Annotated in this window: 22 protein-coding genes; 5 read left to right on the top strand and 17 right to left on the bottom strand. The window is 60.1% G+C overall.

Features of this window, described 5'->3' with window-relative positions; genetic code table 11:
- The first annotated feature begins 57 nt into the window (after positions 1-57).
- Complete coding sequence (locus tag AC50YL_RS26570) at positions 58-1,452, top strand: ADP-ribosylglycohydrolase family protein (RefSeq protein WP_494836032.1); 1,395 nt, start codon at positions 58-60, stop codon at positions 1,450-1,452.
- 172 nt (positions 1,453-1,624) lie between these two features.
- On the opposite strand, the gene AC50YL_RS26565 is transcribed toward AC50YL_RS26570, so the two are convergent.
- Both AC50YL_RS26565 and AC50YL_RS26560 read right to left on the bottom strand, forming a co-directional pair.
- Positions 1,625-2,125: a hypothetical protein gene (locus tag AC50YL_RS26565; protein ID WP_494835949.1), complete on the bottom strand. Its 501-nt coding sequence runs from the start codon at positions 2,123-2,125 to the stop codon at positions 1,625-1,627.
- 92 nt (positions 2,126-2,217) lie between these two features.
- Positions 2,218-3,357 carry a CobW family GTP-binding protein gene (locus AC50YL_RS26560; RefSeq protein ID WP_494835948.1) on the bottom strand — a complete coding sequence of 380 codons (1,140 nt, stop codon included), beginning with the start codon at positions 3,355-3,357 and terminating at the stop codon, positions 2,218-2,220.
- Positions 3,358-3,552: 195 nt separating this feature from the next.
- Here AC50YL_RS26560 and AC50YL_RS26555 point away from each other — a divergent pair, with 195 nt between their 5' ends.
- Together AC50YL_RS26555 and AC50YL_RS26550 are read left to right on the top strand one after the other, a co-directional pair.
- Complete coding sequence (locus AC50YL_RS26555) at positions 3,553-4,809, top strand: CobW family GTP-binding protein (protein ID WP_494835947.1); 1,257 nt, start codon at positions 3,553-3,555, stop codon at positions 4,807-4,809.
- Between the two features lie 289 nt (positions 4,810-5,098).
- Positions 5,099-6,262, top strand: coding sequence for an MFS transporter (locus AC50YL_RS26550; RefSeq protein ID WP_494835946.1), 1,164 nt, complete (start codon positions 5,099-5,101; stop codon positions 6,260-6,262).
- A 138-nt stretch (positions 6,263-6,400) separates the two neighbouring features.
- On the opposite strand, the gene AC50YL_RS26545 is transcribed toward AC50YL_RS26550, so the two are convergent.
- Positions 6,401-6,601, bottom strand: coding sequence for an SdpI family protein (locus tag AC50YL_RS26545; RefSeq protein ID WP_494835944.1), 201 nt, complete (start codon positions 6,599-6,601; stop codon positions 6,401-6,403).
- Positions 6,602-8,011: a glucuronate isomerase gene (gene uxaC / locus AC50YL_RS26540; RefSeq protein ID WP_494835943.1), complete on the bottom strand. Its 1,410-nt coding sequence runs from the start codon at positions 8,009-8,011 to the stop codon at positions 6,602-6,604.
- A 148-nt stretch (positions 8,012-8,159) separates the two neighbouring features.
- Between uxaC and AC50YL_RS26535 the strand changes: the two genes are divergently transcribed.
- Positions 8,160-9,017: a helix-turn-helix transcriptional regulator gene (locus tag AC50YL_RS26535; RefSeq protein ID WP_494835941.1), complete on the top strand. Its 858-nt coding sequence runs from the start codon at positions 8,160-8,162 to the stop codon at positions 9,015-9,017.
- Between the two features lie 198 nt (positions 9,018-9,215).
- Entirely contained in the window at positions 9,216-9,383 is a 168-nt protein-coding gene (locus tag AC50YL_RS26530) for a hypothetical protein (RefSeq protein WP_494835939.1), read from the top strand.
- A gap of 133 nt (positions 9,384-9,516) precedes the next feature.
- On the opposite strand, the gene AC50YL_RS26525 is transcribed toward AC50YL_RS26530, so the two are convergent.
- The 13 genes from AC50YL_RS26525 to AC50YL_RS26465 all read right to left on the bottom strand — a co-directional run bounded on the left by AC50YL_RS26525 (position 9,517) and on the right by AC50YL_RS26465 (position 24,738).
- Positions 9,517-10,344, bottom strand: a complete 828-nt coding sequence (locus AC50YL_RS26525; protein ID WP_494835937.1) for a hypothetical protein — start codon at positions 10,342-10,344, stop codon at positions 9,517-9,519.
- A 128-nt stretch (positions 10,345-10,472) separates the two neighbouring features.
- Positions 10,473-13,337 (bottom strand): S-layer homology domain-containing protein, encoded by a 2,865-nt coding sequence (locus AC50YL_RS26520; protein ID WP_494835936.1) that lies wholly within the window; start codon positions 13,335-13,337, stop codon positions 10,473-10,475.
- A gap of 277 nt (positions 13,338-13,614) precedes the next feature.
- Complete coding sequence (locus AC50YL_RS26515; RefSeq protein WP_494835935.1) at positions 13,615-13,980, bottom strand: VOC family protein; 366 nt, start codon at positions 13,978-13,980, stop codon at positions 13,615-13,617.
- Positions 13,967-15,004, bottom strand: coding sequence for a dienelactone hydrolase family protein (locus AC50YL_RS26510; protein ID WP_494835933.1), 1,038 nt, complete (start codon positions 15,002-15,004; stop codon positions 13,967-13,969). Before AC50YL_RS26510 ends, AC50YL_RS26515 begins: the two co-directional genes overlap by 14 nt.
- A 147-nt stretch (positions 15,005-15,151) precedes the next feature.
- Complete coding sequence (locus AC50YL_RS26505) at positions 15,152-16,603, bottom strand: ABC transporter substrate-binding protein (protein ID WP_494835932.1); 1,452 nt, start codon at positions 16,601-16,603, stop codon at positions 15,152-15,154.
- A 102-nt stretch (positions 16,604-16,705) separates the two neighbouring features.
- Positions 16,706-17,518: a carbohydrate ABC transporter permease gene (locus AC50YL_RS26500; RefSeq protein ID WP_494835931.1), complete on the bottom strand. Its 813-nt coding sequence runs from the start codon at positions 17,516-17,518 to the stop codon at positions 16,706-16,708.
- A 28-nt stretch (positions 17,519-17,546) separates the two neighbouring features.
- On the bottom strand, positions 17,547-18,491 hold the full coding sequence (locus AC50YL_RS26495; RefSeq protein WP_494835930.1) for a carbohydrate ABC transporter permease: 945 nt from the start codon (positions 18,489-18,491) through the stop codon (positions 17,547-17,549).
- 586 nt (positions 18,492-19,077) lie between these two features.
- Positions 19,078-20,178: a hypothetical protein gene (locus AC50YL_RS26490; protein WP_494835929.1), complete on the bottom strand. Its 1,101-nt coding sequence runs from the start codon at positions 20,176-20,178 to the stop codon at positions 19,078-19,080.
- Positions 20,179-20,421: 243 nt separating this feature from the next.
- Positions 20,422-21,252 carry a sugar phosphate isomerase/epimerase family protein gene (locus AC50YL_RS26485; protein ID WP_494835928.1) on the bottom strand — a complete coding sequence of 277 codons (831 nt, stop codon included), beginning with the start codon at positions 21,250-21,252 and terminating at the stop codon, positions 20,422-20,424.
- A gap of 15 nt (positions 21,253-21,267) precedes the next feature.
- On the bottom strand, positions 21,268-22,347 hold the full coding sequence (locus tag AC50YL_RS26480) for an oxidoreductase (RefSeq protein WP_494835927.1): 1,080 nt from the start codon (positions 22,345-22,347) through the stop codon (positions 21,268-21,270).
- Entirely contained in the window at positions 22,344-23,096 is a 753-nt protein-coding gene (locus tag AC50YL_RS26475) for a sugar phosphate isomerase/epimerase family protein (protein WP_494835925.1), read from the bottom strand. Before AC50YL_RS26475 ends, AC50YL_RS26480 begins: the two co-directional genes overlap by 4 nt.
- A 209-nt stretch (positions 23,097-23,305) precedes the next feature.
- Positions 23,306-23,626, bottom strand: a complete 321-nt coding sequence (locus tag AC50YL_RS26470; protein ID WP_494835923.1) for a hypothetical protein — start codon at positions 23,624-23,626, stop codon at positions 23,306-23,308.
- A gap of 5 nt (positions 23,627-23,631) precedes the next feature.
- Positions 23,632-24,738: a Gfo/Idh/MocA family protein gene (locus AC50YL_RS26465; RefSeq protein ID WP_494835922.1), complete on the bottom strand. Its 1,107-nt coding sequence runs from the start codon at positions 24,736-24,738 to the stop codon at positions 23,632-23,634.
- Between the last annotated feature and the right edge of the window lie 202 nt (positions 24,739-24,940).

The following is a 24,940-nucleotide window of genomic DNA, read 5'->3' as shown; positions in this document are numbered from 1 at the left end:
GCGCCCCGTTGTCCCTTACAATGAAAGCATCATGTACGGGAGAGGACTGTTGCAGTGATGGCAGGCTGGGATTCGTTGTTTCAATTGGTCAAGGAAGAAGTCAAGCAGCGCGGTGAAGAAGGCTGCGACGTGACCGGTTACGCGGAACGCGTGGAAGCGGCGGGAAGCGACGAGGCGGAATTGATGCGGCTGTACGGGGAATTGACGGCGCTTCCGATCGCCGCGGATTATCCGTACGCAGAACCTTCGGAGCTGGACGAGATCCGGGCGCAGCGGCCGCCGGCGGTCGCCGGCGCCTCGCCGGATCTGACGGTCGCCGAATGGCTGGACAAGTTCAACGGCGCATGGCTCGGAAGATCCGCGGGCTGCGCGCTCGGCAAGCCGCTGGAGTCTTCGCCGTTCATGGGCGGCTCGGGCGGCAGATCGGGCTGCGCGAACGTAAAGCTGTGGTTCGAAGGCGCGCAGGCCTGGCCGATCCAAGGCTACACGCCTCTGGAATCGGACAGCGTCCGGGCGCATCCGGATCTGCACATATCCGAGTGGTGCAAAGCAAGCACGCGCGAACATATTCAATTCATGGAGACCGACGACGATATCCGGTATACCGTCCTCGGACTGATCATGCTGGAAGAGAAAGGCCCCGCCTTCGACTCCTGGGACGTCGGCAGGCTGTGGCATGAGCGGCTCAGCTATAATCAGGTATGCACCGCGGAAACGCAAGCCTATCTGAATTTCGCGCAGATCACCGCGCATATGCGGCGCCATGAGACGGATGGACTGACGCCGGAAGCCAAGGATTGGGTGCGCACCTACCTCAATCCGTACCGCGAATGGATCGGCGCGCAGATCCGCGTCGACGGCTACGCCTACGGCGCGGCCGGGAACCCCGAGCTGGCCGCGGAGCTGGCTTGGAAGGACGCATCCTTCTCCCACGTCAAGAACGGCATCTACGGCGCGATGTTCTGCGCGGCCATGATCGCCGCGGCGTTCGCGGAAACCGACGTCCGCCGCATCGTCGAGATCGGGCTCGGCGCGATTCCGGCGAACAGCCGGCTGGCCCATGACATCAAACTCGCGGTCGGCATCGCCGACTCGGCGGACGATCAGGTCGAGCTCACGCAGCGCATCTGGGATGCATTCAGCCATTACCATCCCGTGCATACGAACAACAACGCGGCTTTGTGCGCGGCTGCGCTCATTCACTCCGGCGGCGACTTCGAGAAAGGCATTACGACCGCCGTGCTCGGCGGCTGGGATACGGATTGCAACGGCGCGACCGTCGGCTCCGTGCTCGGCGCGATGCTTGGCGGCAGCGCCCTGCCCGCCTCTTGGACGGCGCCGCTGAACGACCGGCTGTACGCCGCCGTGAACGGCTTCCATCCGATCGCGATCTCCGAATGCGCGCGACGCAGCTACGAGACGTTCCGCAAGCTGCAGGCCGTGACGGTCTAAAGCCCGCGATCGCGAAAGTGAAACCGTAATCGATAAATAATAATCCGGAGTCAACCGATGGCATCCGTGCCGTGTCCGGACTCCCCGCGACACGAAAAAGCAGCAGTCGGGCATTAGGCGGTAGATCGCCGCATGCTCGCTGCTGCTTTATTGTCTATATCCTTGGCGGTTGCTAGGATTGCGATTTCGCGTCCGCCGGCGACTTCGCGCCCTTTTCCTTAATCATGCGGTTCTTGCACATCTCGCGGATTTCCTCGTGCAGCTGTCTCGCGGATTTGCCTTCCGTCGAGATACCCAGACGCTTGGCCGTGTCTTGAAGGCGCGCCATGCGCTGGGCCTTCTTCGCCGCCATGAATTTGTCCCATTTGGCCGGATTCGCTTCTTTCGCGGCCTTCAGTTCCTTGTGCAGCTGTTCGGCGGATTTGCCTTCCGTGGCGATGCCGAAATACTGCGCCGCTTCCTGCATGAACTCCAGCCTGCGGGCTTTGCGTTCCTCGCCTTTATGGCCATGGCCGTTGCCGAAACGCCAGTGATCGCGCTCTTGTTCATGCTGCGCCTGCAGCTGCTCCGACGAAGGCGTGGACGCCTGGGCAACTACGGGCATCGCGGTCAGCAGAAGCGCCGCGGCCGTGCCGAGCGCTGCCAATTGCTTGCGCCATGATGGTTTGTTCATCTTCTGTCAGCTCCCTTCGAGGGCCGTGGTTCGACCCATTCTGAGGTAGCTTGTCCATCCTTGCGCGTTTTTATCCAACAAAACCCAATTTATTATCGTTCCAGCCGGGCGAGCTTGGCCAGCAGCTCGTCCTTGTCGAAATGCTCGCCGATGAACACCGCCACGTCGTGCACGTTCCCTTGCGGCGTGATCCGGATAAACTCGGTTTCGCGGTAAGCGAATTGGAACAGGAACCGGCTGTTGGTATCGGTGAACGTCACGATGCCCTTGGCGCGGTATACGTCCTGAGGAAGCCCGTTCAGTAATTCCTCGAAGTCGTGGCTGTCGATCGGACCGGCAAAATAATGCGTCAGCGTCATGACATGCGCATGCGAATCGTGGGCAGCGTGATGGTGACCACGGCCATGCTCATGGTTCGCGCGGTCCTGCGAATGGCCCCCGTCATGATCATGGACTTCGTGATCATGCTTATGATCATGCGTGTGATCCCCGTGGTCATGAGCGTGGTCGCGGCCGCCATGATCATGCTCGTGATGGCGGCAGTTGGCGCCGCATACATGGCTGCCTTGAGCGGCCGCCGAGGCCGGGCTCGATTCGAGCGCCGGCTTTGCTTTGCCGTCTCCCGGATCGAAAATCGCAAGATCGATCACGCTGCGAACCGTCACCGTCAGCGGCGCGAAGGCGTTCAGCTCCCGCACGAGCTGCTGCACCTCGACGAGCTCGTCGGGCGACAGCTTGTCCGCCTTGTTCACGACCAGATCGGTCGCGCAGCGAATCTGATCCTGCATCAGCTTGTACGTCCGTCCGCCGCGCTTGCTGCGCGCCAGCAGCTCCGGACCGTCGACGACGGTCGCGATCGTGCGCAGATCGATGCGCATGATCAGCGCCGCTTCCGTCACGGCGTCGATGATTTCCATCGGATTCGCCGCGCCCGTCGATTCGATCAGCACCACGTCCGGCGCGTGCTCGTCGATCAGCTCCTTCAGCTCCAGGCCGAGATCGCCGCGGATCGTGCAGCAGATACAGCCGCCCAGCATCTCGGCCATCGGCACGTCGCCGTCGATGAACTGCCCGTCCAGGTTGACGTCGCCGAGTTCGTTCATGACGACCGCGACCTTGACGTCCTGCGCTTTATAATAATCGACGACCTGATTCAGGAGCGTCGTTTTGCCGCTTCCAAGAAAGCCGGACAACAGGTGCACGGTAACCGCGCGTTCGTTTGCCAATGTCATTTCGATCCTTCCTCCCTCGTTCTACCATGCGGCCAAAGACACGACCGCAGCTCGTATTCTTCAACGCAAGTTAAACTTGCCCCATTATACCGTCCTCGCCGCGATTTTAACAGATGCGCCGAAAAGGGTGTTATTTCCCGGCCGGGCCGCATATTGTTCATGGAATGTGAACCTTGGAGGGAGGGCGTGGCCAACATGGAGCAACGTGCAATACCGGTGGTGGTCTTGAGCGGCTTTCTGGGCAGCGGCAAAACCACGCTGCTGCTAAGGCTGCTGCGGCAGGCCAAAGCAAGCGGTCTGCGCGCGTCCGTGCTGATGAACGAGATCGGCGCGGTCGACGTCGACGGCAAGCAGGTGAGCGGCGAGGCCGCCTATCAGCTGATGGAGCGCATCACGGAAGGCTGCCTCTGCTGCAGCAAGAAGAGCGAGCTCGCGGAGTGCCTGGAGCGGCTCGCGCTGATGCGGCCCGACGTCATCGTCATGGAGCTGACGGGCGTCGCGAATCCCGAAGAAATCGTGGACGCCATGACCGAGCCGGCCATCATCGACAAAGTCGCGCTGCACCGCATCGTCACGGTGCTGGATGCGGAGCATGCGCTCGATTACAATAGCATCTTCTCCTCGGACCGCGAGCTGATCCGTACGCTGCGCCGGCAAATCGAGGTCGCCGATATCATCGTCGCCAACAAATTCGACTTGATCTCGAACCGCACCGCCGACAAGATCCGCGGGCTCGCGCAGAGCCGCAACGCCTCCGCCCGGTTCGTCAGCGCCGTGCGGTGCGAGCTGGACGCCGCCGTCATCCTGGACGGCATCGCCGCCGCGGGAGAGCGCCGCCAGCCCGTGATCTCGGGCATGCGGGCTTCGGCCGCCGGCATGCGCGGCCCGGCCGGCACGGCAAGGGCGGCAAGCGCTTCGCCGCAAGCGATGAGCGGGCCGGCCGGCCCCCGGCCGCGCACGGAGGCGGCTGTCCCGCCGACCGGCAGCGAGCGGGGAACCGCGCCGCACGCCGCGCGCGTCTCCGTCAAGCCCGCGACCGGCGGCTTGACGGAGACCAGGAGCGACTCGCCGGCGTCAGCAGTCAAAGCCGAGGACGCCTCGGCCGCCGCAATCGCGAACAAACCCGTTGCAGGCTCGTCGTTCTCCCGCATCCGGACCGCCGCCATCTATCCGGATACGGACGGCGGCGCCGTTACCCGCCGCCAATTCGAAGCCTTCGTCGGCGGGCGCGGCAACGGCTGCCTGCGCGCCAAGGGCTATATGCCGTACGGCAAGGACGGCTCCCTGATGCTGTTCCAGCTGGCGGGCAAGCGGCTGGAGTGGTCGCCGAGCGCGTATGGCGGCGCGCCGTACTTCGTGATGATCGGAATCGATCTCGACGAGGCGAAGATCAAGCAGGAGTGGGAGCGGCTTGCGCGCAATAGAGGCGAGTCGAATCGGTTTTTGGAATAATGGACGTTCTTGCCCATAGACAATATAGCGAGATAGCGAGGTCGACCGCCGGTTGGCCTCTTTTCGTTTTTCGCTGATCGGCAGCGCCTCCAAGCCCGAAAATTTCATGGACGATGCATCCGCGCCGCGGTCCGATCCGCCCCATTATTTCAAGCCTAGCCATACCGTCCCGCGCCGCCTGCTCCCGTCAGGCCGACGGCGATACGGAATTTGATGGAGGATTTGGCCGAGCCGCATGGAACTACTTATAGAACGACAACAGCCACGAGCTGCACGAAGGAAGGTTCATATGCCGGTCAAACTCGTTTATTTCCTGTTCTTCTATGTGTTTTTCTACATGGGCAACGCCGTCTACGGCACATTCATTCCGCTCTACTTTCAACATGTCGGCTTCACGCAATCGCAGATCGGCACCCTGCTCGGGCTCGGGCCGCTGATCGCGATCCTGGCTCAGCCGCTCTGGGGCTTGTACAGCGACCGCGCCAAAACGAAAAACAGCGTCCTGCTGCTCTTGCTCGCCTGCACGGGACTTTCGGTGCTGCTTTACCCGCTGACCAACCAGTTCGTGCTCCTGCTCGTGTTCATCTGCATCTTCACGTTCTTCCAGTCGTCCATCTTCGCGCTGAGCGACGCGGTCACGCTGGAGGCGCTGGACAAGCGCGGCAGGGGGAATTTCAGCCTCATCCGGCTTGGCGGAACGGTCGGTTTCGCGATCATGTCGATCGTGTTCGGCGTCATTGCCGAGAATCGGATCGATCTGCTGTTCGCCATTTATGCCGCCATTCTGGCGGTCTGCTTCCTGCTTGCCCTCCGTTTTCCCGCGATCGAAGGCCACCAGGCAAGCAGCCGCAAAATGTCGGTCTGGGTGCTGTTCAAAAACCGGAGGCTGATGCTGTACATCGGGGCGAATTTCGTTTTCCAGGTCACGCTGGGCTATTATTACGCCTTCTTCCCGCTCTACTTCAAGGAGCTTGGAGGAGACAGCGCCTGGCTCGGCTGGTCGATGGTCATCTCGTCCATCAGCGAGGTGCCGTTCCTGCTGCTGTCGAGCCGGATCTTCAAGCGCGTGCAGACATGGCATATTCTGCTCGGCGCCGGAGCGGCCGCGGCGCTTCGCTGGTACCTGTTCTCGGCGATCCACAGCGCTGCCTGGCTGCTGCCCGCCCAAGCGCTGCACGGGCTGATCTTCATCGTCTTGTCGGTGACGTTGGCCAACGTCATCAACAAGGAGGTCCCGAACGAGCTGAAAGCGAGCGGACAAACCTTGAACGGCCTGTTGACCTTGGGCGTCGCCCGCATCATCGGGAGCTTGGCCGGCGGCGTGGCCAGCGAAGCTTTCGGCATGCGCAGCATGTTTTTGTACAATTCGATACTCGCCTTGGTCTGCATTCTCGTATTCGGGATCGTCTTTCAATTACAGCAGGGCAAAGACGCGGCGATGTCGCGCATCTGAGTCGCGACCGGAGATCACAACCGCATGCCAGGCAAAACGCCCCGTTCGATAACAATCCAAAGAACCCCCGTCTCCGCATGAGCGGAGCGGGGGTTTCTTCGTCTATCGCCGCGAATCGCGATCGCTTGATCCGCCTCCTTATCCCTTCAGGCGGGCAAACAATACATACGAGTAAACGACCGGAATGAGCGACGTAACGAGGATGGCCGCGAGGAACACGACGATCGGGACGGCGCCGTCGAAGAAGGCGGCGATCAGCGATACGAAGCCTCCGAGTATCATGAGCGGACCGGCGACCCGGCGGGTTCTCCGCCACGCTTCCTCATTGGCCGGCGTCAATCAAAACCTGAAGTACGCCTTCGCGTTCTCGTAACAGACGCCCTCCACGATCTCGCGAAGCAATTCTTCGTCGTCCGGCGCCTCGCCCTGTTCGACCCATTCGCCGAGCAGGTTGCAGAGGATGCGGCGGAAATATTCGTGCCGCGTGTACGACAGGAAGCTGCGGGAATCCGTCAGCATGCCGACGAAACGGGGCAGCAGACCCATGTTGCCGAGCGACTTCAGCTGCTCCAGCATGCCGTCCTTCGTATCGTTGAACCACCAGGCGGAGCCAAGCTGGATTTTGCCCGGAACGCCGCCACCCTGGAAGCTGCCGATGAGCGCCGCCAGCACGTTGTTGTCCGTCGGATTGATCGAATAGACGATCGTGCGGGGAAGCCGGTCCGACTCGTCCATCCGGTCCAGCAGGCGGACGAGCGGTCCCGCGACGGGGCTGTCGCCGATGGAATCGAAGCCCGTATCCGGGCCGAGCGCCGCGAACAGACGGGCGTTGTTGTTGCGCTGCGCGTTGATGTGGTACTGCATCGACCAGCCCAACTCCGCGTAGAGGCGGCCCAGGAACAGCAGCGTATACGTTTTGTACTTGCGCTCTTCTTCGAGCGTCACGCCTTTCCCGAGCAGCGCTTTCCCGTAGATGGTCGCCGCTTCCTCGCGCGTCGTCTCCGCCCACGGCACGTAATCCAGCGCGTGATCGGATACGCGTCCGCCGACGGCGTGGAAATGTCTCGCCCGCGATTCCAGCGCTTGCAGCAGATCGTCGTACGACGCCAGGTTGCGCTGCGCCGATTCGCCGAGCTTCTGCAGATAACCGAGAAACGCCGGACGGTTGATTTCGAGCGCCTTGTCCGGACGGAAGGAAGGCAGCACGCGGAAGCCGAGCTCGGACGCCTGCGACGCAAGCAGCACGTGATGCTCCAGCGAATCCGCCGGATCGTCCGTCGTGCAGACGACTTCCACCCCCGCGCCGCGGATGAAGTCCTGCACGGCGAAGCCGCCGCCCTGCAGCTTGGCATTGGCCTTCTCCCAAATCGCGGGCGCGTTCCGCTCGTTGATCAGCTCCTCGATGCCGAACAATCGCCGCAGCTCCAGATGCGACCAGTGGTAGAGCGGATTGCCGACCGTCATCGGCACGGTGCGGGCATACGCCAGGAAGCGGTCGTAGTCGCTGACGCCTTCGCCGCCGGTAATGTATTTCTCCTCGACGCCGTTCGCCCGCATCGCCCGCCATTTGTAATGATCGCCGTACAGCCATACTTCGGTCAGGTTGGCATACGTGCGGTTCTCGTAAATCTCCTGCTGGCTCAAATGACAGTGATAATCGATGATGGGCATGGCGGCCGCATAATCGTGGTACAACCGTTTGGCCGTCTCGTTGCGCAGCATGAAATCGCGATCCATAAACGCTTTCATAATCGGGCAGACACCGTCCTTTTTCCGGAATATTCACTCTCAGCATACCGCAACATTTGCGTGCATTCTCGGCTTTTCTTGCCGAATGCCATTTATAATTCACCTATTTTGCGCTAAACTCGACCTATCGGGAAACGGAGGCGCAGCCATGAAGCTCAGACCGGACCAGCCCGTCACCTTCGGCGACGAGGACCGCGATTTCTATATCCAGCAGGTTCACCGGACCAAGCCGTTCGGGCGAACCAACCATTATCATCCGACCTACGAAATTTATTATTTGGCGTCGGGAGAGCGGGTTCACTTCATCGATCAACGGACCGTGCGCCTGAGCGCGGGCGATCTCGTGCTCGTCAGCAAGCATGTCGTCCACAACTCGTCGGACATCGGCCCGCCGGAGCATGAGCGCGTCGTCATTAATTTCAGCGACGCCTTTCTCGGCGCCGGCCATCCGCTCCATGATCCGCTGCTGTTCGAGGCATTCGCGCGCCGTTCGGTCCTGCTCAAGCTGAATTCGCAGGAACGCGTCTTCGTGGAGCAGCTGCTGGGCAAAATGGTCGCGGAAGCCGCCCTGGAGCGGCCCGGCCGCGAGCTCTACCTGCGCGTGCTGCTCACGGAGCTGCTGCTCTTCGCCGCGCGGCACCCGGTCGACGAACGGCCGGAGACGCCGGACCAGCAGAGCCCGCTCCATCAGAAAATCACCGAGATCGCCGCGTATATCAACGGACATTTCGCGGCGAAGCTGATGCTGCCGGATTTCGCCAGGCGGTTCTTCGTCAGTCCGTATTATCTGAGCCGCTCCTTCAAAGCCGTGACCGGGTTCACGCTGATCGAGTACGTCAACCTGACACGCATCCGCGAGGCGCAGCGGCTGCTTCGGGAGTCGGAGCTGAAGATCATCGCCGTGGCCGAGCGGACGGGCTTCGAGAGCGCCGGGCACTTCGACCGGATGTTCAAGAAGCTGACGGGCACGACGCCGCTTCAGTACCGGAAGCTGAATCGGCTGTAACCGAGCTTCGAAGCTGACAGGATTATGTCATTTAAATTGACATTGGAAACCCTATTCATCTAGCCAAGGCTATGCGATTGCGCTATAATTTTCGAATACGGGCGATTGGTTTGCTGAACGGGGAAGGTCGGGATGCCGTCGCACCAACCGACCTGCCAATGAAAAACACTCCGCCGATGAATCGAGGTGCATCCTAGCATGAGTCCGCGTTTGATGGTAATCGTCAGCATCTTCTTTATCGGATACGGAATCGTCGATATTTTGTTCGTGAACGTTATCCTCGGCGTCGTCCTGCTTCTTGTCGGCGTCTGGATGAACTACAACGCCTACAAGAAACGCAAGGCGGCGCGCCAAACGAAGGAATAGCGCCGTCGCACTCGCGCGAGGTGCCGAAGTCAACGCCAAACAAGCAGTCTCCCTCGTGGAGACTGCTTGTTTGGTTTGCGACGCCGACGCGCCGGCGCTGCGTTCCTAGCCGCCTGCTGCCCTGTTCGGCTGGCTAGTTCAACAGCCGAAGCATCTGCACGACCGGACGTCCGTCGCCGCTCAGCCTGATCTCGCGGCTGCGAAGCTGGGATGATCCGTCCCCGTCGAGGAATATGCCGTTCGCGAGCATGCCCGCGCCGATTCTCTCCACGATCGCGGACCGGAAATCGGCCAGCGTTCCTTTCGTCGTGCTCACGATCAAGTACAGGCTGCCGGCGCTGTCGTATACGGCCGCCGAACGAAGCCGCTCATCCTCGATGTTCGGCGCCCGCTCGGCCTGGACCCGCTGCAGCCAAGCATCGTCCCGGTCCAGGCTCATGCTGATGCCGCCCTGCGCCCAGTACCGGGAACGGTCCGTCACCTGCAGCTCCGCCTCCCGGCTGGCCGTCTGCACGCTCAGCCGATCGGTCGCGCCGTCCCAGACGAGCGTTCCGCGGGCGTATTTGGCATTGACGTCCCCTGCTCCGTAATACCCGGGCGCCGCATTGACGGGCATGCCGTCCGCGACCGCGATGCTGAGCAGCGCGTCCTGGTAGAAGAACCCGCCGTTCACGCCGTAATACGGACCGGTCGTTACATTGTCATGGATTGCAGCCGGCCGGACGTTGCCCGGTTGCGTGACCATGTAATGCAGCTCCATCCCGTTCGTGGCCGTCGCTTGGCCGGACGCATAATCATGCGGCATGTTCAGCTCCTCGTCCCGGGGCTGTCCGCCGAACGGGCGGACGAGCAGGAAAGCCGCCGCGCCCAGCAGGAAGGCAAATGCCAGGCCGCCGCAGATCGCGGGCAGGAGGAGCGATTTTTTCGGTTTTTCCTCCGTGAGGGTCGGTTCATTCGTCATGCCTTCGCAACCTCTTCGCGCTATCGCGTGGAATGGTGTTCCTTTCCTCCATTGTAAAGGAATCGCGCGCGTAAAGGAATTGCGTTCCGATCACGAACGGCCGGCGATTCCGCGAGACGCGTGCTTCTTCACGGCTGCGCATGCAGCAGGCGATAGAGAATCATGCCCGCCTCTGCGCGGTTCAAGGCGGCGCCGGGGTCGAACGAGCCGTCGGCTCTGCCGTCCGCCAGTCCCGCTTGCGCGATCGCCGCGACGGATCCTTTCGCCCATGCCGGAATCGCCGCTTCATCCGAGAATGTCACGCCTTCGCCGGAGCTGCCTGTCGCCTTCGTCGCTTTCGCCAGCATAACGGCCATTTCGGCACGGGTAATCGGTTGGTGCGGACGGAAGCTGCCGTCCGCATAGCCGGTGACGACGCCTGCTTGAACGGCTTTCTCCACTGCATCCGCCGCCCACGCGCCGATCTCGTCCCCATCGGCGAAGTCGACCGCGGCAGCGTCCGGCTGCCGATCGCTCCACAGGAGGTTAGCCAGCATCACCGCAAACTCCGCTCTCGTCACGGCTTTCGCCGGCTCGAACAGCCCTTCCCCCGTGCCCTGCACCAGCTGCTTCGCCGCAAGCTCGGCAATCGCCGAGGCCGCCCAATGGCCGGTCGGCAAGTCTTTGAAGGATGCCATGATTTCAAGTGCCGCGTACGCGCTGAAGTGCGACAGGTCCGCCGTAAAGACGCCGTTCGCATACCGTCCGCCCGCGTATTGAAGACGGCCGTCTTCTCCGATAGCATAGACGCTCGCAAGGCTTTCGTCCATCGGCGTCTTCGCCGCGATCGCGATGCGAACCGGCTTCCCGAACGCCTTCAGCGCGGTCAACGTGCCGTCGGCTTTCTTCACGCCGAGGCTGAACGCGTAGATTCCGCTGAGCGCCGTCATGTCCGCCGAACCGCCGGACTGCTTCGCTTTGTCGAGCAATGCCTTCGCCTGCTCCGCCGACAGCGCCTCGGCCTTGAGGACGATCGTCCCCTGCTTCAGTTCGTCCGCCGTCACCAATGCCGCCAGTTGCTTCAGCACCGCGGACGGAATCGTCACGCCGAGCGCGTCCAATTGCACCGTGAGCTCCGCGCCGTCCGTAAGCCCCGCCGCTTGCGGAGGAAGCTGAATTTCGCTGACGTCGCCTTTCGCGACAATCGTAACGCTGCCATCCGCCGCGCCTCGCATCAAGTCCGAAGGCGAGACGACATAGACGCCGTTATTCGGATTCGGCGCAACCGGAGGCACGTAACCGCTGGCCGGCGGATTCACCGGCGGTTCCTCGGCCGTCTTCACGACGATCGTCCGCTCCTTCAAGCTTGCCCGGCCGCCTTCGTTCCAGACGACGAGCGTCACCCGGTACGTGCCTTCCTTCTCGTACGTATGCGTCGGGCTGACCTCCGTGGAAGGTACGTCCTCGCCGAAATCCCACAGATTCTCGACGATCGTCCCGTTACCTTGGGAGTCGTTTTCGAACGTTACGGCGGTACCCGGCTCCACGGTCTCCGGCGCTGCGAAATCCGCGACCGGCTTCATATCCGCGAAACCCCGGGTTTCCAGCTGCGTGTCCGTGCCGTTGCCGCTGACCGTATTGCCGCTCCATTCCAGGTTCTGCGCGCTGTCCGGGTACGTCTCGATCGTCGGTCCGGCGTTGCCCGTGATGACGTTATTGACGAAGCTGATCCGGTCGACGCCCGGCGCGCCCGTCACGTCGATCGCTTTGCCCTCGTTGTTCACGATCCGATTGCTGTCGAACGTCAGGTTTTGCGAGTTGCCGTGAATCCGTACCCCGTAGCCGTCGTAATCCGTGTAAGCCGCGCGGTCGTCGTCGGCTTGCGTATTCTCGAAGCTGTTCTTATAGAAGTATTGGAACTGCTCGGTCTCGCTCGCCCCGTCTCCCTGCAGCTGCATGCCCCACATGATCATGTTGCGGACGCTGTTATAGCCCCAATATTGGTAGCCCGGACCTGGGGATTGCTGCAGGCCGACCTGCTGACCGCCGTCGACGGTATTGTCGCTCGTCACCGTATGGTCGGACATGATCTCGAGGCCGATGCCGGCGACGGAATCGTCCGTCGCATGGACGGTGTTGCGGCGGATGGCGTCATAGCTGGAGCGGACCACGCTCAGCCAGTGATCCACCTGATTGTCCTCCACGAGCGCATGGTTGACGTCCGTATGAAGCTCGATGCTGAGTCCGAAGTTGAATTTGCCGGAGCCCGTGACTACGTTATGCCGCACGATCGCGCCTTCGACGCCGTCATTGAGGAAGATTCCGCCGCGTCCCGTATCCGCGATCGTATTGCGTTCGATGACGGGATAGTTCGCGTTCCACCCGTTGCGGATCGCCGCGCCCCATTCGGAGCCCGTTCCGATGTTGCTGAAATCGTTATCCGTGATTTTGACGCGGTCGGTGTGGGCGATCAGGATGCCGAAGGGACCGAAGCCCGTCGTCGCGCCCAGGTTCTTGATGCGGTTGTCGTGAATGTAGTGCCCGCTGTTCTGCACGACTTCCGGTGTCGGATCGGAAGTAATGCCCCCGGCTACGTTGGCGTTGCCGTTGCCGTCGAGCGTCAGGCCCGCCACTTCGACGTTGTCCGTCCCGTTCAGGGACAGCATGTACCCCGCGGCGGCGCTGTCCGCGGCGTACTGGACGATCGTCGCGTCGCGGCCGTCGCCGATCAGCTTGATGCCGGACTTGGCTTTAACCGGCGCGGAGATGATATAGGTCCCCGCCGGAACCTGCACCGTGTCGCCTTCCGCCGCGGCGTCGATGGCCGCTTGGATGCCTGCCGTGTCATCCAGCGCGTCCGTACCGTCCGCGCCATAGTTGTTAACGCTTACAACATTCGGGGCGGCTGAAGCCGGGGCTGCCGGCCATGCGGGAAGCAGCAGCGCCGCGGCGCTCAGCATGCCGACCAGCTTGGCGCTCCGCTTGCGCGCGAGCTTGCTTGTCGTTTTCTTCATAAGTTCCTCCTTGATTGGCGATTGAAATAGGCCTCATGCCTAATGATGCGGAATGCACAGGCGGAAAAACACTGTGTTTAACGAGCATTTGTCCGCTTCGGAACTGTAAAATCCGCGATTTCCTATGAATTCGCCTGTGAATTCGCGTTGTTCGCGACGATGCGTGACCTTGCGGCTCGGATCCCCGGGAAACCGCCGCTTGCCGGACATAACAAAACAGTCCGGATGAACGCGCTCGCGTTCATCCGGACTGCCTTCGCATGCCATTCCTCAATCGTCATCGGGTCGGTTCCGAGAAATGCCAGCATACCCCTGCCGGATCGATCAGATGCACCTCGCGCTTGCCCCACGGATAGACCGTCGGTTCCTTCGTCCGCATGCCGCCGTATGCCCCGCTTTGCTGCATCGCCTGCATTCGTGCCCACCACCCGTCCAGATCGTCGACGACCAGCTCCAGCATGAACTGATCCTGGAACGCTTGATCGTGAAAGTTCTGCAGGAAGAACTCTTGCTCGCCGATGCGGAATATGCTGAGCGAGCCGTCGGCGTACGTCTTGCTGAAGCCCAGCTCCTCGAAGAACCGCTGCGCCAGCTCGTAATCCGCGCCCGACGGAACGAAGGGCCGCAATTTATGCGCGTTCATGCTCCGCCTCCTTGGAGGGCCAGATGTCGCCGAACCACTCGAAGGCGAGCTTGCCCGAGATCTCGTGATCGCCCTCGAAGCGATCGTAGGCCAATTGCGGCTCCGCGGCCAGCAGCGCATAGATGGCCTTGAGCTTCTCGTGCGCCTCGTCGACGGCGTGCAGCGGGAAGATCGGATCCCGCGTGCCCGCTTCGATCAGCAGCGGCCGAGGCGCGATCAAGCCGAGCAGATCCGGCATTTCCGCGAGACGCGACAGTCCGGGAACGAAGTTGTCGATGCAATGCGGAACCGCGAGGATGCTCGCTTGAAAGGTATTCGCGAAGCCGCTCACGGCGGCGGCCTTGATCCGCTCGTCGACCGCCGCCGCGAACGAAGCGACCAAGCCGCCGCCGGATATGCCCATGCAGCCGATCCGGTTCGCGTCCACGTCTCCGCGCGCGAGCAGGTAATCCACGCAACGCAGCGCCTCGAATACGCGGTGGCCGGCCATCGTCTGCCCCATCGCCAGCAGATTCGTCGACAGCCGGTAGCACGAATCCCCGCGTTCGGCGTCTTCGGCAAGCTTGCGGTCGCCGAACCCGAGCAGCTCGGGCGCGACGACGAGATGCCCGCGAAGCGCCAGCTCGACGGCAAAATTTTTCTGGTAGCCGCTATCGCCGGCTTTGTCCGTGCCGTCCGGGTTCAACCCGACGAGATCGCGGCTCCCGTACCCGTGTCCATGCAGGGCGATGACCGCTCCGCGTTCCCGGTCATGGGCTTTCGGCACGAGGACGTAGACGGGCATCGTCAGCGTGCCGAACGTAGCGATGCTCACCCGCTGCCGCGTATAGCTGCCGCAGTCCACGGATTCCAGCAAGACGGGCGACAGCTCGCGGCGATCGGCCGGCACGGCAAGCAGCTCGATGAAACTTTGCCGCAACCGCTTCTGCCAAGATTTCCATTCTTCCAGGGTTCCGGCTTCGAAGCATTCGGCCGGCGGAACGCTTTCATGGAGATGTTTCAGGTAATCGTCGGGATGCCACATCGCGTGATTCCTCCTTGGACGCGTAAATGCGCGTTCTCGTTATGTAGCTTGTTCGCGGCCGGCGGCCGAACTCCTTCCCCATGGCGGGAATAAAAAAGAGCCTTCCCCGGCCCTTGCGGCGGGGAAGGCCTTCTCTCGGACCGCCCGTTATTGAACGGTCTTGTTATACGTCGCGATTTTCTCCGTGATCGCTTTGGCCGCGTCGTCGAGCGCCGCCTTCGGATCCTTCTGTCCGCCGAACGCTTCCTCGATGGCGCCTTCCACGATTTGGCGCGCTTCCGGGAACACGCCCATGACGGCGCCTTGCGTCGCCGGAATCAGCTTCGTCGCGTGCAGTTGATCGACGGCCGTCTTGAACTGCGGATACGCCGTCATGTTGTCCTTGACGATCTGCTCGTCGTAGGCTTTCTTCGTGATCGGGAAGTAACCCGTGTTGATATGCCACTTGGCCTGCGTGTCCGGCTGCGCCAAGTACTTGATGAATTCCCAAGCGGCCTTCTGCTCGTCGGCCGGCTTGTTGTTCATGATCCACAAGCTCGCGCCGCCGACGACGACGCCTCCGTCCCCTGCGCCTTCCGGCTTCGGCAGGAACGCCGTGCCGACTTCGAACTTGCCCTTCGCGCCGTCGACGATGCCGCGCAGCGACGCCGTGGAATCCAGCGTCATGCCGACTTGTCCGGCCAGGAACGCTTTTTTCGTGTCGTCGGTTTTGCGGCCCAGGTTAAGCGCGGCCTTGCTGTCGACCAGGTCTTTCCACCACGTCAGGGTCTTCACGCCCGCATCGGCGTTCACGAGCGATTCGGTCGCCGTATCCGTCCGGCCGTTGCCGTTGTTGTCGTACTCCGCCCCTTGATTGGCGAAGAACTGCTCCATGAACCAGCCGTAGATCGCGAACGAAGCACCCGTCTTGCCGTCCTTCGTCAGCGCCTTGGCGGCGTTCGTCACTTCCTCGTAGGTCGCGGGAGGTTTCTCCGGATCGAGGCCTGCCGCCTTGAACATGTCCTTGTTGTAGTAGAGGATCGGATTGGACGTATTGAACGGCATGGAATACAGCTTGTTGTCGAACGTATAGTAGCCGAGGATGTTTTCTTCCAGATTCGAAACGTCGTAATTCTCCGAATCGATGAAATCCTGTACCGGCGTAATCGCCTTGGAGTCGACCATGAACTTGGAACCGATTTCGTAGACTTGAATGAGCGACGGCCCCGATTTCGAATCCAGGGACGCTTTCATTTTATTCAAGCTGTCGTCGTAGGTGCCTTGGTAGACTTCTTCCACTTGAATGTCGGGGTGCGACGCGTTGAAGTCCGCCACGAGCTGGGTGACCGCTTTGCCAAGCTCGCCGCTCATGGAATGCCACCAAACGACTTTGACCGGCTCCTTTTGCTGATTCGCGGCCGCGTTCGCTTGCTCGTTCGCCGCTGCCGCTTCATTGCCGCCCGCCTGCGTCGTATCGGCGGCTTCCGCGTTGGCGGCCGTATTGGACGGCTTGTCCGCGTTGTTTTCGCCGTTCGCCGCGTTATTGCTGCCGCAAGCAGCCAGCACTGCCATCAAACCTGCCATAGCCACAGGCAACCCCGCTTGTTTCCATGCTTTCATTCTCGTTTCTCACTCCCGTTGTTTCGTATTTTTATATGGATGCACGTCCGAAGACGATTCCCCCAAGCTCTGTTCGAACCAGCCGGTTCGTTCGGCGTACGATCAGCCTTTGACGGCGCCCGCGGTCAAGCCGCGCACGAGCTGTTTCAAGCCCAGCGCGAGCAGGAGCAGCGACGGAAGCAGGACCAGCGTCACGCCCGCCAAGACGAGATTCCATACGGTCACTTCCTGGAATTGCAGCATGCTGATGCCGATTTGAACCGTGCGTTTGGCATCGCTGTTGGTGATCAGGAGCGGCCACAGGTACATGTTCCATGCGCCGAGGAACGCGTACACCGCCAAGGATGCCAGCGCCGGACGGGACAGCGGCAGCACGACGGTCGTAAAATGCCGGAAATGGCCGCAGCCGTCGATCCGCGCCGCCTCGAACAGCTCGCGGGGAAGCTGCAGGAAAAACTGCCGCAGCAGGAATACCCCGAAGCCGGAAGCGAGAAAGGGCACGGTCAACCCCTGGTACGTATCGAGCCATCCCCAGGATTTAACTGTCAAATAATTCGGGATGATCGTTACTTCCCATGGAATCATCATCGTCGAGATGAACGCCGCGAACCAGAAGGCTTTCCCGCGGAAAGCCACGTAGACGAACGCGTAAGCGGCCATGCCCGCGGTCAGCACTTGTCCGATCATGACCGCCGCCGAGATGAGGAGGCTGTTCAACAGAAACGTCTGGAGCGGCACAAGCTCGAGCACCGTCCGAAAGCTGCCGAGGTAAAGCTGAGACGGGAACAATTTCGGCGGGTATTGCGCCGATTCATCCGGCGTCATGAAAGAAGCGAGAATCGTATACGCGACGGGATAGACGACCGCGATCGCGGCAACCAGCAGCACGAGATACTGCGCGAGCCTCCGCGTCATTCGGGGAGCCCGCCCTGAGGTCAGGACGTCAATGGTAGTGCACCTTCCTCTCGAATCGGAATTGCAGCAGCGTAAGCAGCATGATAATGGCGAACAACACCAGCGACAGGGCGCTGCCCGTGCCGAATTGATAGTTGATGAACGCTTCCTTGTAGATGGAATAGACGAACACTTCCGTGGATCCCGCCGGCCCGCCTTTGGTCAAAATATTCATTTGTCCGAAAGACTGAAAAGCGTTCATGACGGATACGACGGACAGGAAAAACACGGTCGGGGACACGAGCGGGACGATGATCTGGAAAAAGGTGCGGAACGGGCCCGAGCCGTCGATACGCGCGCTGTCGAAGACGTCGTCGGCAATGCCCTGCAGGCCGCTCAGCAGCACGATATATTGAAAACCGGAGTTCATCCATACGGTCATGATCGAGATGGAGACGAGCGCCCATGCCGGGTCGGTGAGCCATTGAACGGGCGTCATGCCCAGCTTCGTCAGGAAATAATTGAGCGTGCCGGTCGTCGGATGGTAGAGCATCATCCAGATGACGGAGGCCGTGCTGACGGACAACGCGACCGGCAGCGAGAATACGAATCGGAACGCGCGCATGCCGCGAAGCTTGCCGTAGGTCAATGCCGCGAGCAGCAGTGCCGCGAGCAGGCCGGTCGGCACGGTAAGCGCCGTGAATTTAAGCGTGACGAGCAGGCTGTTCCAAAATGCGTCCGAGCGGAACAGCGCGGTGAAATTATCAAGTCCGACGAATTCGGCCACGCGGCCCCGGGGATCCGTCAGGTAGAAGCTCAAGTAAACCGATTTCAATAGCGGATAGAACAAGAAAACCGCGAACAGCAGCAGCGAAGGAGCAATGAACAAGTATCCGACCGCATTTTCCTTCCATAAGGACGGCAGCATGCGTCTTGCCCGTCGCGTCTGGCTGTCCGTCCGCCGTACGGCGAGACCCGCCTCCGTCGAATTCATTGCAGCCACCCTCTCCGTTTGGTTTCTCCAGTAGCATAAGCATGGCATGTTCGGGAAGTGTTTTCATAAGGTGAAGAAATTGTTATATATATCCAACTTTAGTAGTATTAAGTATTTACGTATTGAAAATTTCCATGAAAATAGGACGCTATCCTTTCATGATCGGTGCTATCCGGCAGGAGGCGGATTGAGGAGCTTGCGCCTGCGGTCGCATTAGAGCTGGGTTGGGGTTGAAGTTGAGTTTTGGAGGTGGGGTTGGGAATTAGCTTAGGTGGGGGGGTTGGGAATTAGTTTTGATGGCGGGGTTTGAGTTTACAGCGGAGCCGGAGCTGACGCTAGGGCACCTCGGCTTGGTTTTAGGCCGGCCTTAACAATTGAAACAGCGACAGCTAAGGACGAGAACGCAACGTCCTTGACTGCCGCTGACCCAACGAACCAACGTTCCGCGTTAATTTAGCGCAGGGATGTAGCTATCCAACTGCCGGCCGAGAAGGTTATTTTCCGCGGATGAAGCGAGCGGTCTCGCGATCGCTTACTGCGTTAAAGGACTCCCCTTTTGCGATGCTGGGGCGGTAGTGTCCGAGTGTCAGATTCGAATGCCGTACAACGAACTACCGGCTTGTTCATACCATGCGCCATACCGATTTTGGGACTCTCCTGGACCGCTGAAGACATGCTCCCGGTATTGGTACCATGTCCAACTGAAGTAGGTATCTAGGCGTTTATCCGCTTGGGTGAAATAAAGGTGCATAGCGCTATCTCTAGCCCTGTATGCGACCGTTCCGTCCGGCCACAAGTGCTCGATGTCAAGGTGCACGTCCCTAGAAAACCACCAAGAAGTTTGAAACACCCGCTTATCCACGCCTTCCGGCGAGCGGACATACAGGGTCCAATTATTTTTGTCTTTTTCATATTTGGTATATGCAATCCAACCATTATTAATGGCGTAGTCGCCTGTATCCGGCCAAGGGTTAATCGCTAATGTGGTACGCTTGCCATCTGAGCCGATCACACGAGTCACCCACTTCAAACTTGAATAATTATTAATCACCATGAGTTCCCGGAAGATGATGTTTTTACCGTCTGCTAAAGGTTGAGATAAACCCAAATTTTGCTGATACCACCGACTTACGAGGCTAGGAGATCTTGACGCGAGCTTTGTCAACGTGCCGTCGGGAAGTGACTTGTACAGATCGTTTCTAGTCGAGTAAATGATGGCTCCATCCGGTGACACCGTATCGTCAAAAATAAGCGGACGCGACTGTCCCGATGCCAAATCCACGACTCGATCGGCTAGCTCCGCAAAATTCCCTTTTACTGCGGTAAGAGCCGCATCGCCAAGCTGTCGAACCTCGCCGTCCTTCCAGTACAGCGAGACAGCTTTGTTGAGCACACGGTCTCTAAAGGAATAAACGATGCCTTCATCGGATAATTGCACTTGACCGATAGCAAAATCGGACGTGGCGGCATCGTACACCTTTACTTCGCTTTTGTCCGTACGATTGTACAGCCAGAGCACCTTATTGCCGGTTTCTTGCCAGACGATACGGGTTTGGTCGAAGTCTAAGATGGTTCCGTTGAATTGGTAAAGCAGCTGTTCGCTCGCCTCGGCAGCGGTTGCTTGGACAGGCAAAAGCAGCATAAGGAGCATAAATCCCGAAGCCAGCAGCATGAATCGTCGTTTCATCACGTTATCCCTCCAAATGGCGATCTACCATTAATCTAGCATAATATTCCAATATGCGATTCTACTGAATGTACTACTACCAATTTACTATTTTATTTACATAAAATGTAATTTTTAGACTAGATACCTATGTTGCTTTTCTATCGTTTGTTTAGAAACTCGTTTTCTGACCGGTCGGTTCATCTGCTCGCCAAACGAAAAAAAGCCGGCAAGATCGCCGGCTGTTCTCGTATTGAATCCCTATTACGCTTCCACCTGATAGGCTGCCTTGAGGTCGGCCAAACCTTTCGCCGCCACGTCCTCCGCCGTCATGCCGCCGAAATCGGCGATGAAAAGCTCCAAGGAGAGGAAGCCTCTGTAGCCCGAATCGTACAGCTGCCTTGCCAGCGCAGAGGACGGGGCGACGCCTTCGCCGGGGAAGACGCGGTCCGCGTCGGTAATCGTTTCCCGCGGCGGATCGGCCGGGTAATCGTTCACGTGGAAGATCCCGATGCCGCTGCCCTCCACCCGCTTCAGATCCTCGATGCTGCTGCCGCCGGTGTACATATGGAACGGATCGACGAGCAGCTTCGATCCGGCGACGCCGCTTTCCCGCTGCACGGTTATGGCTTCGTCCAGCCGCGAGAGCGTACTCGCGCGTCCCCAGAATTCCAGGTACACGTCAATGCCGATCTCGCGTCCGAGCGCCGACAACCGGGCGTAGTGACGTGCCATCTGGCCAAGCGGAACGTTCGCGACGTCTCCGAAGGGAGGCGCGGCCACGGCTTGGCAGCCGATCTCCGCCAGCATGCGCATCTCGCGCTCCGCTTGGGCGAAGCCCTCTTCGCGAACCGATTCGTCGCGGTCCGCCCATTTGAAGAATGCGATGGCGTTCGCCAGGATGATGCCCGATTCCGCCAACGCCTCGCGCAGCCCGCCGGTCGTGCCGCCGTCCCGCAGATAAGCCTCGATGTCTCTCACCCACAGTTCGATGCCTTCGTAGCCGGCCTTGGCCGCTGCGCGCACCTGTTCCAGCACGTTCAATTCGAACGGGAACAAGGTCGACGCGTTTAATGCCGCTTTAAATGGAAACAAGCTTCTCGCTCCTTCTTATACGATTGGCGCCGCTGCGGCAAACGGCACGGGCAGCGCCCGGCCGTCCTCGCTGCTCTGCAGCGCCAGCTCGATCAATTGAATGGCCAGCCGCGCTTCCTCCGGCTTTACTTCCAGCTCCGCTTGTCCTTGAATATGCGCCATGACGTTCCGGTAATAATCGACGTAGGAGCCGGCGATCGTCTCGACGACGCCCTCCACGTGCAGGCCGCCGACGGAGGTATTGATCCTGCCCCACCGCTCCCGGGACTCCTTGCCCCAATTGCGCACGGCCGACGGCTGCGCGCCGGCGATCAGCGCCGCTTCCTGCGGGTCGATGCCGTGCTTGACGAAAGATCCCTTCGAGCCGTAGAGCGTATAGCGCGGGGACGACTCCCGCACGAACTTGGACGACTTCAAGCGCACCTTCAGCCCGCTCTCGTACAGCAGCGCGACGTCGAAATAATCATGCGCCTCCGCGCCTTCGCGCTGCATGCGGACATCGCCGGCAATGGAAGACGGCAGCCCGAACAGGGTAAGCGCCTGATCCATGAGATGCACGCCCAGGTCGTAAAACACGCCCGTTCCCGGCAGATTTCCCTCGCGCCAGTTGGTCGAACGGAGCACCGGATCGAAGCCGTCCCAGCGAAATTCGGCTTCCATGACCTCGCCCAGCAGGCTTTGGCAAAGCAGCTCGCGCAGCGTCAGGAAATCGCCGTCGAAGCGACGGTTATGGAAGACGGAGAGTACCTTGCCCCTCTCCTTCGCGAGCGCGATCAGCTCGTCCGCTTCCTTCGCGGTTGGCGTGAACGGCTTCTCCACGACGACATGCTTGCCGGCCAACAACGCGTCCTTGACGAACGAATAATGATCCGTGCTCGGCGTCGTCACGACCACGAGATCGATCGTTTCATCCGCGTAAAGCTCCTCCGCGCCGTGCACAACCTCCACCTCGGGGTAACGCGCCTTCGACTTGGCGCTCCGGCGTTCGACGACCTTGGTCAGCTCCATGCCGGGAACCGATGTAATGACCGGGGCATGAAACACGCTGCCGGCAAAGCCGTATCCGATCAAGCCGACTCGGATCGTCCCGCTCATTTTGCGACGACCCCCATTCGGCTCAAGTTGTTATAGCTGATGGCGATGCTTTCGAAGGCCGCGCGACGGCATGCATCCTGCTCCACCACGAGCCATTCCGTGCCGATTTCCTCCGCGACCGCAAGGATTTCGCCGAAATCCAGCACGCCTTCCCCGACCTCCGCGAAGAACCGCTCCTCGCCCGGCTCCATGTCCTTCACGTGCAGCACCGGACAGCGTCCGTTCAGCTTGCGCAGGTATTGGGCAGGGTCCTCGCCGCCCTTCTTTGCCCAGTACACGTCGAGCTCCAGCTTGACCAGCTCGGGATCGGTTGCGCCCAGCAAGATATCGAGCGCGGATTCGCCGTCGAACTGCTTGAACTCCCAATCATGATTGTGGTAGAGAAACTGCACGCCACGCTCGCGGCAAGCGGCGCCGATGGCGTTGAACGTTTTCGCCGCTTCCAGCACGGCTTCGCGGGATTCGAACTTGTACGACATGGCCACGTAACGGCCGCCGAACAGGTCCAGAAAATCGATCACCGCATCCAGGTCGTTCGTCAGCTGCTCCAGGCCGGCATGGCAGCCCATCACTCGCAAGCCCAGACGGTCGAAATGCGCCTCCATTTCCTCCACCGTCACGCCTTCCGGCGGCGGTCCCGCTTCCACGGCTTCATAGCCGATCTCGGCAACTTTCGTGTAGCTGCCCAGAAAATCGTTTTTCAGTTCCTCGCGAATGGTATAGGGTTGTAGCGCAATCGGAAATTTCATCGTTCTCGCAACCTTTCTGATTGGAAAGTGGGCGTTGCTGGGTGAATCACGCAACCTACGGTCGATAGGGGTCTCCACTCGCTGCTGTAGATCGGATTTCTTTGATTAGGCAAACCATTTAACGGTTGAAATCCGACTACAAAGGCGATCGCTCACGCTGTTCCGACTCCCTATCGACTCTCCGGTTGCATGATTCACCTGAAATGTACTCACCTCAATGAAGCAGGGTATCTTACTTCCGGCGAATGCTGCATTTCCTTCTCGCGAAGGAAACGCAAACCAATCGCTGAGCCTATGCTCCCGTAGCCGGCGAATGCTGCATTTCCTTCTCGCGAAGGAAACGCAAACCAATCGCTGAGCCTATGCTCCCTAGCCGGCGAATGCTGCATTTCCTTCTCGCGAAGGAAACGCAAACCAATCGCCTTGGGCGAATGCTGCATTTCCTTCTCGCGAAGGAAACGCAAACCAATCGCCTTGGGCGAATGCTGCATTTCCTTCTCGCGAAGGAAACGCAAACCAATCGCCTTCAATCGCCTTAATCCAACAGACCGTACATCAGGCCAAGCGGCAGCGCGGCCGGTTGTTCGCTGCGGGGCTCGATGGGAATATGGCGGCCTTCCTTGGACGAGGCCAGGATGGCCAGCTGGAGATCGAGCACGTCGCTCGCCAACGCTCCGCTTGCGCGATGCTTGCGGCCGGTGCGGATGGCATACGCCATGTCGGCGATGCCGATGCCTCTGCTGTTCTCCGCGAAGCCGTGCGAATACGGGAACGCATGCGTTTCGCCATTCCGCTGCTGAATCGTAATGGCGCCGTGGAACATATTCGGATCCGGTACGTGGAGAATCCCCTCCGTTCCGTAAATCTCCAATCTCGGCGTGTAGCCGAAGCTTTCTTTGGCCGCCTGCAGGGTCGCCGTAGCGCCGTTCGCGAAGTCGAGCATTGCCGACACATGCATCGGCGCTCCGACCGGAACCGTCTCGCCATGGCGCGGAGACCGCGGATTGGTGACCGTATGCTCGCGCTTCACTTGGCCGGCCGATCCGCTTACGCTTCGCACGGGTCCGAGCAGGTGAATGAAAGCGGTTAAATAATAAGGCGCCATATCGAACAACGGATCCCAGCCGAACTGCAGGTAGTTATGGAAATTCGGATGCATGCCGTCATAAGCGTTTCCCATAATGATCAAGCCGCTTGCCGCGTACGGCGTCCCGATCCAACCGTCCTCGATGATCTTCCGGCTCGTTTGCAATCCGGCGCCCAGGAACGTGTCCGGCGCGCAGCCGACCCGAAGTCCCTTCTCCTCGGCCAACGCAAGCACGCGGTCCGCATCTTCGCGGTTCAGCGCAAAGGGCTTCTCCGTATAGACATGCTTGCCGGCGTTCAAAATTTGCAGGTTCACTTCCGCATGCACCTGAGGCGCGGTCAAATTCACGACGATTTCGATCTCGGGGTCGTCCAGCAATTCCTGGACGGTGCAGGCCTTCGGAATCCCGTATTCCTCCGCCCGTTTACGGGCCATCTCCGGCATCAAATCCGCGACGGCGGCAACTTCAAGGATACCGAATGTTTTCGTGCAGTTTTCCAGATAGATCCCGCTGATGACGCCGCAACCGATTATGCCGATTTTCGTCTTCTGCATCACACTCACCTTTCATCTGCGTATTCGTATAAACAATTCCGCTTTCGGACGCTTATTTCCTTCCCGCAAGCGGAAAGTCTTTCCTTCCGATGGCGAGAAACCGCGTCGGCGCTACGAAAATCAGTGAATTTTTTTCTGTGATTAAAGGTTCGTTCGAAAACGAACAGCCCGGCGTCCAAACGGCAATTCCGGCGGCCATCTG

It is taken from the genome of Paenibacillus sp. J22P277 (assembly GCF_059383675.1).
This window is presented reverse-complemented; position numbering and strand designations above follow the sequence as displayed.

Excerpts from the sequence above, each read along its gene's own strand:
- AC50YL_RS26535 (WP_494835941.1), top strand. The coding sequence starts at position 8,160 with ATGAAGCTCAGACCGGACCAGCCCGTCACCTTCGGCGACGAGGACCGC.
- AC50YL_RS26570 (WP_494836032.1), top strand. The coding sequence starts at position 58 with ATGGCAGGCTGGGATTCGTTGTTTCAATTGGTCAAGGAAGAAGTCAAG.
- AC50YL_RS26500 (WP_494835931.1), bottom strand. The coding sequence starts at position 17,518 with ATGACGCGGAGGCTCGCGCAGTATCTCGTGCTGCTGGTTGCCGCGATC.
- AC50YL_RS26565 (WP_494835949.1), bottom strand. The coding sequence starts at position 2,125 with ATGAACAAACCATCATGGCGCAAGCAATTGGCAGCGCTCGGCACGGCC.
- AC50YL_RS26515 (WP_494835935.1), bottom strand. The coding sequence starts at position 13,980 with ATGAACGCGCATAAATTGCGGCCCTTCGTTCCGTCGGGCGCGGATTAC.
- AC50YL_RS26530 (WP_494835939.1), top strand. The coding sequence starts at position 9,216 with ATGAGTCCGCGTTTGATGGTAATCGTCAGCATCTTCTTTATCGGATAC.
- AC50YL_RS26490 (WP_494835929.1), bottom strand. The coding sequence starts at position 20,178 with ATGAAACGACGATTCATGCTGCTGGCTTCGGGATTTATGCTCCTTATG.
- AC50YL_RS26525 (WP_494835937.1), bottom strand. The coding sequence starts at position 10,344 with ATGACGAATGAACCGACCCTCACGGAGGAAAAACCGAAAAAATCGCTC.
- AC50YL_RS26560 (WP_494835948.1), bottom strand. The coding sequence starts at position 3,357 with ATGACATTGGCAAACGAACGCGCGGTTACCGTGCACCTGTTGTCCGGC.
- AC50YL_RS26475 (WP_494835925.1), bottom strand. The coding sequence starts at position 23,096 with ATGAAATTTCCGATTGCGCTACAACCCTATACCATTCGCGAGGAACTG.
- AC50YL_RS26465 (WP_494835922.1), bottom strand. The coding sequence starts at position 24,738 with ATGCAGAAGACGAAAATCGGCATAATCGGTTGCGGCGTCATCAGCGGG.
- AC50YL_RS26555 (WP_494835947.1), top strand. The coding sequence starts at position 3,553 with ATGGAGCAACGTGCAATACCGGTGGTGGTCTTGAGCGGCTTTCTGGGC.
- AC50YL_RS26550 (WP_494835946.1), top strand. The coding sequence starts at position 5,099 with ATGCCGGTCAAACTCGTTTATTTCCTGTTCTTCTATGTGTTTTTCTAC.
- AC50YL_RS26480 (WP_494835927.1), bottom strand. The coding sequence starts at position 22,347 with ATGAGCGGGACGATCCGAGTCGGCTTGATCGGATACGGCTTTGCCGGC.
- AC50YL_RS26505 (WP_494835932.1), bottom strand. The coding sequence starts at position 16,603 with ATGAAAGCATGGAAACAAGCGGGGTTGCCTGTGGCTATGGCAGGTTTG.
- AC50YL_RS26520 (WP_494835936.1), bottom strand. The coding sequence starts at position 13,337 with ATGAAGAAAACGACAAGCAAGCTCGCGCGCAAGCGGAGCGCCAAGCTG.
- AC50YL_RS26510 (WP_494835933.1), bottom strand. The coding sequence starts at position 15,004 with ATGTGGCATCCCGACGATTACCTGAAACATCTCCATGAAAGCGTTCCG.
- uxaC (WP_494835943.1), bottom strand. The coding sequence starts at position 8,011 with ATGAAAGCGTTTATGGATCGCGATTTCATGCTGCGCAACGAGACGGCC.
- AC50YL_RS26495 (WP_494835930.1), bottom strand. The coding sequence starts at position 18,491 with ATGAATTCGACGGAGGCGGGTCTCGCCGTACGGCGGACGGACAGCCAG.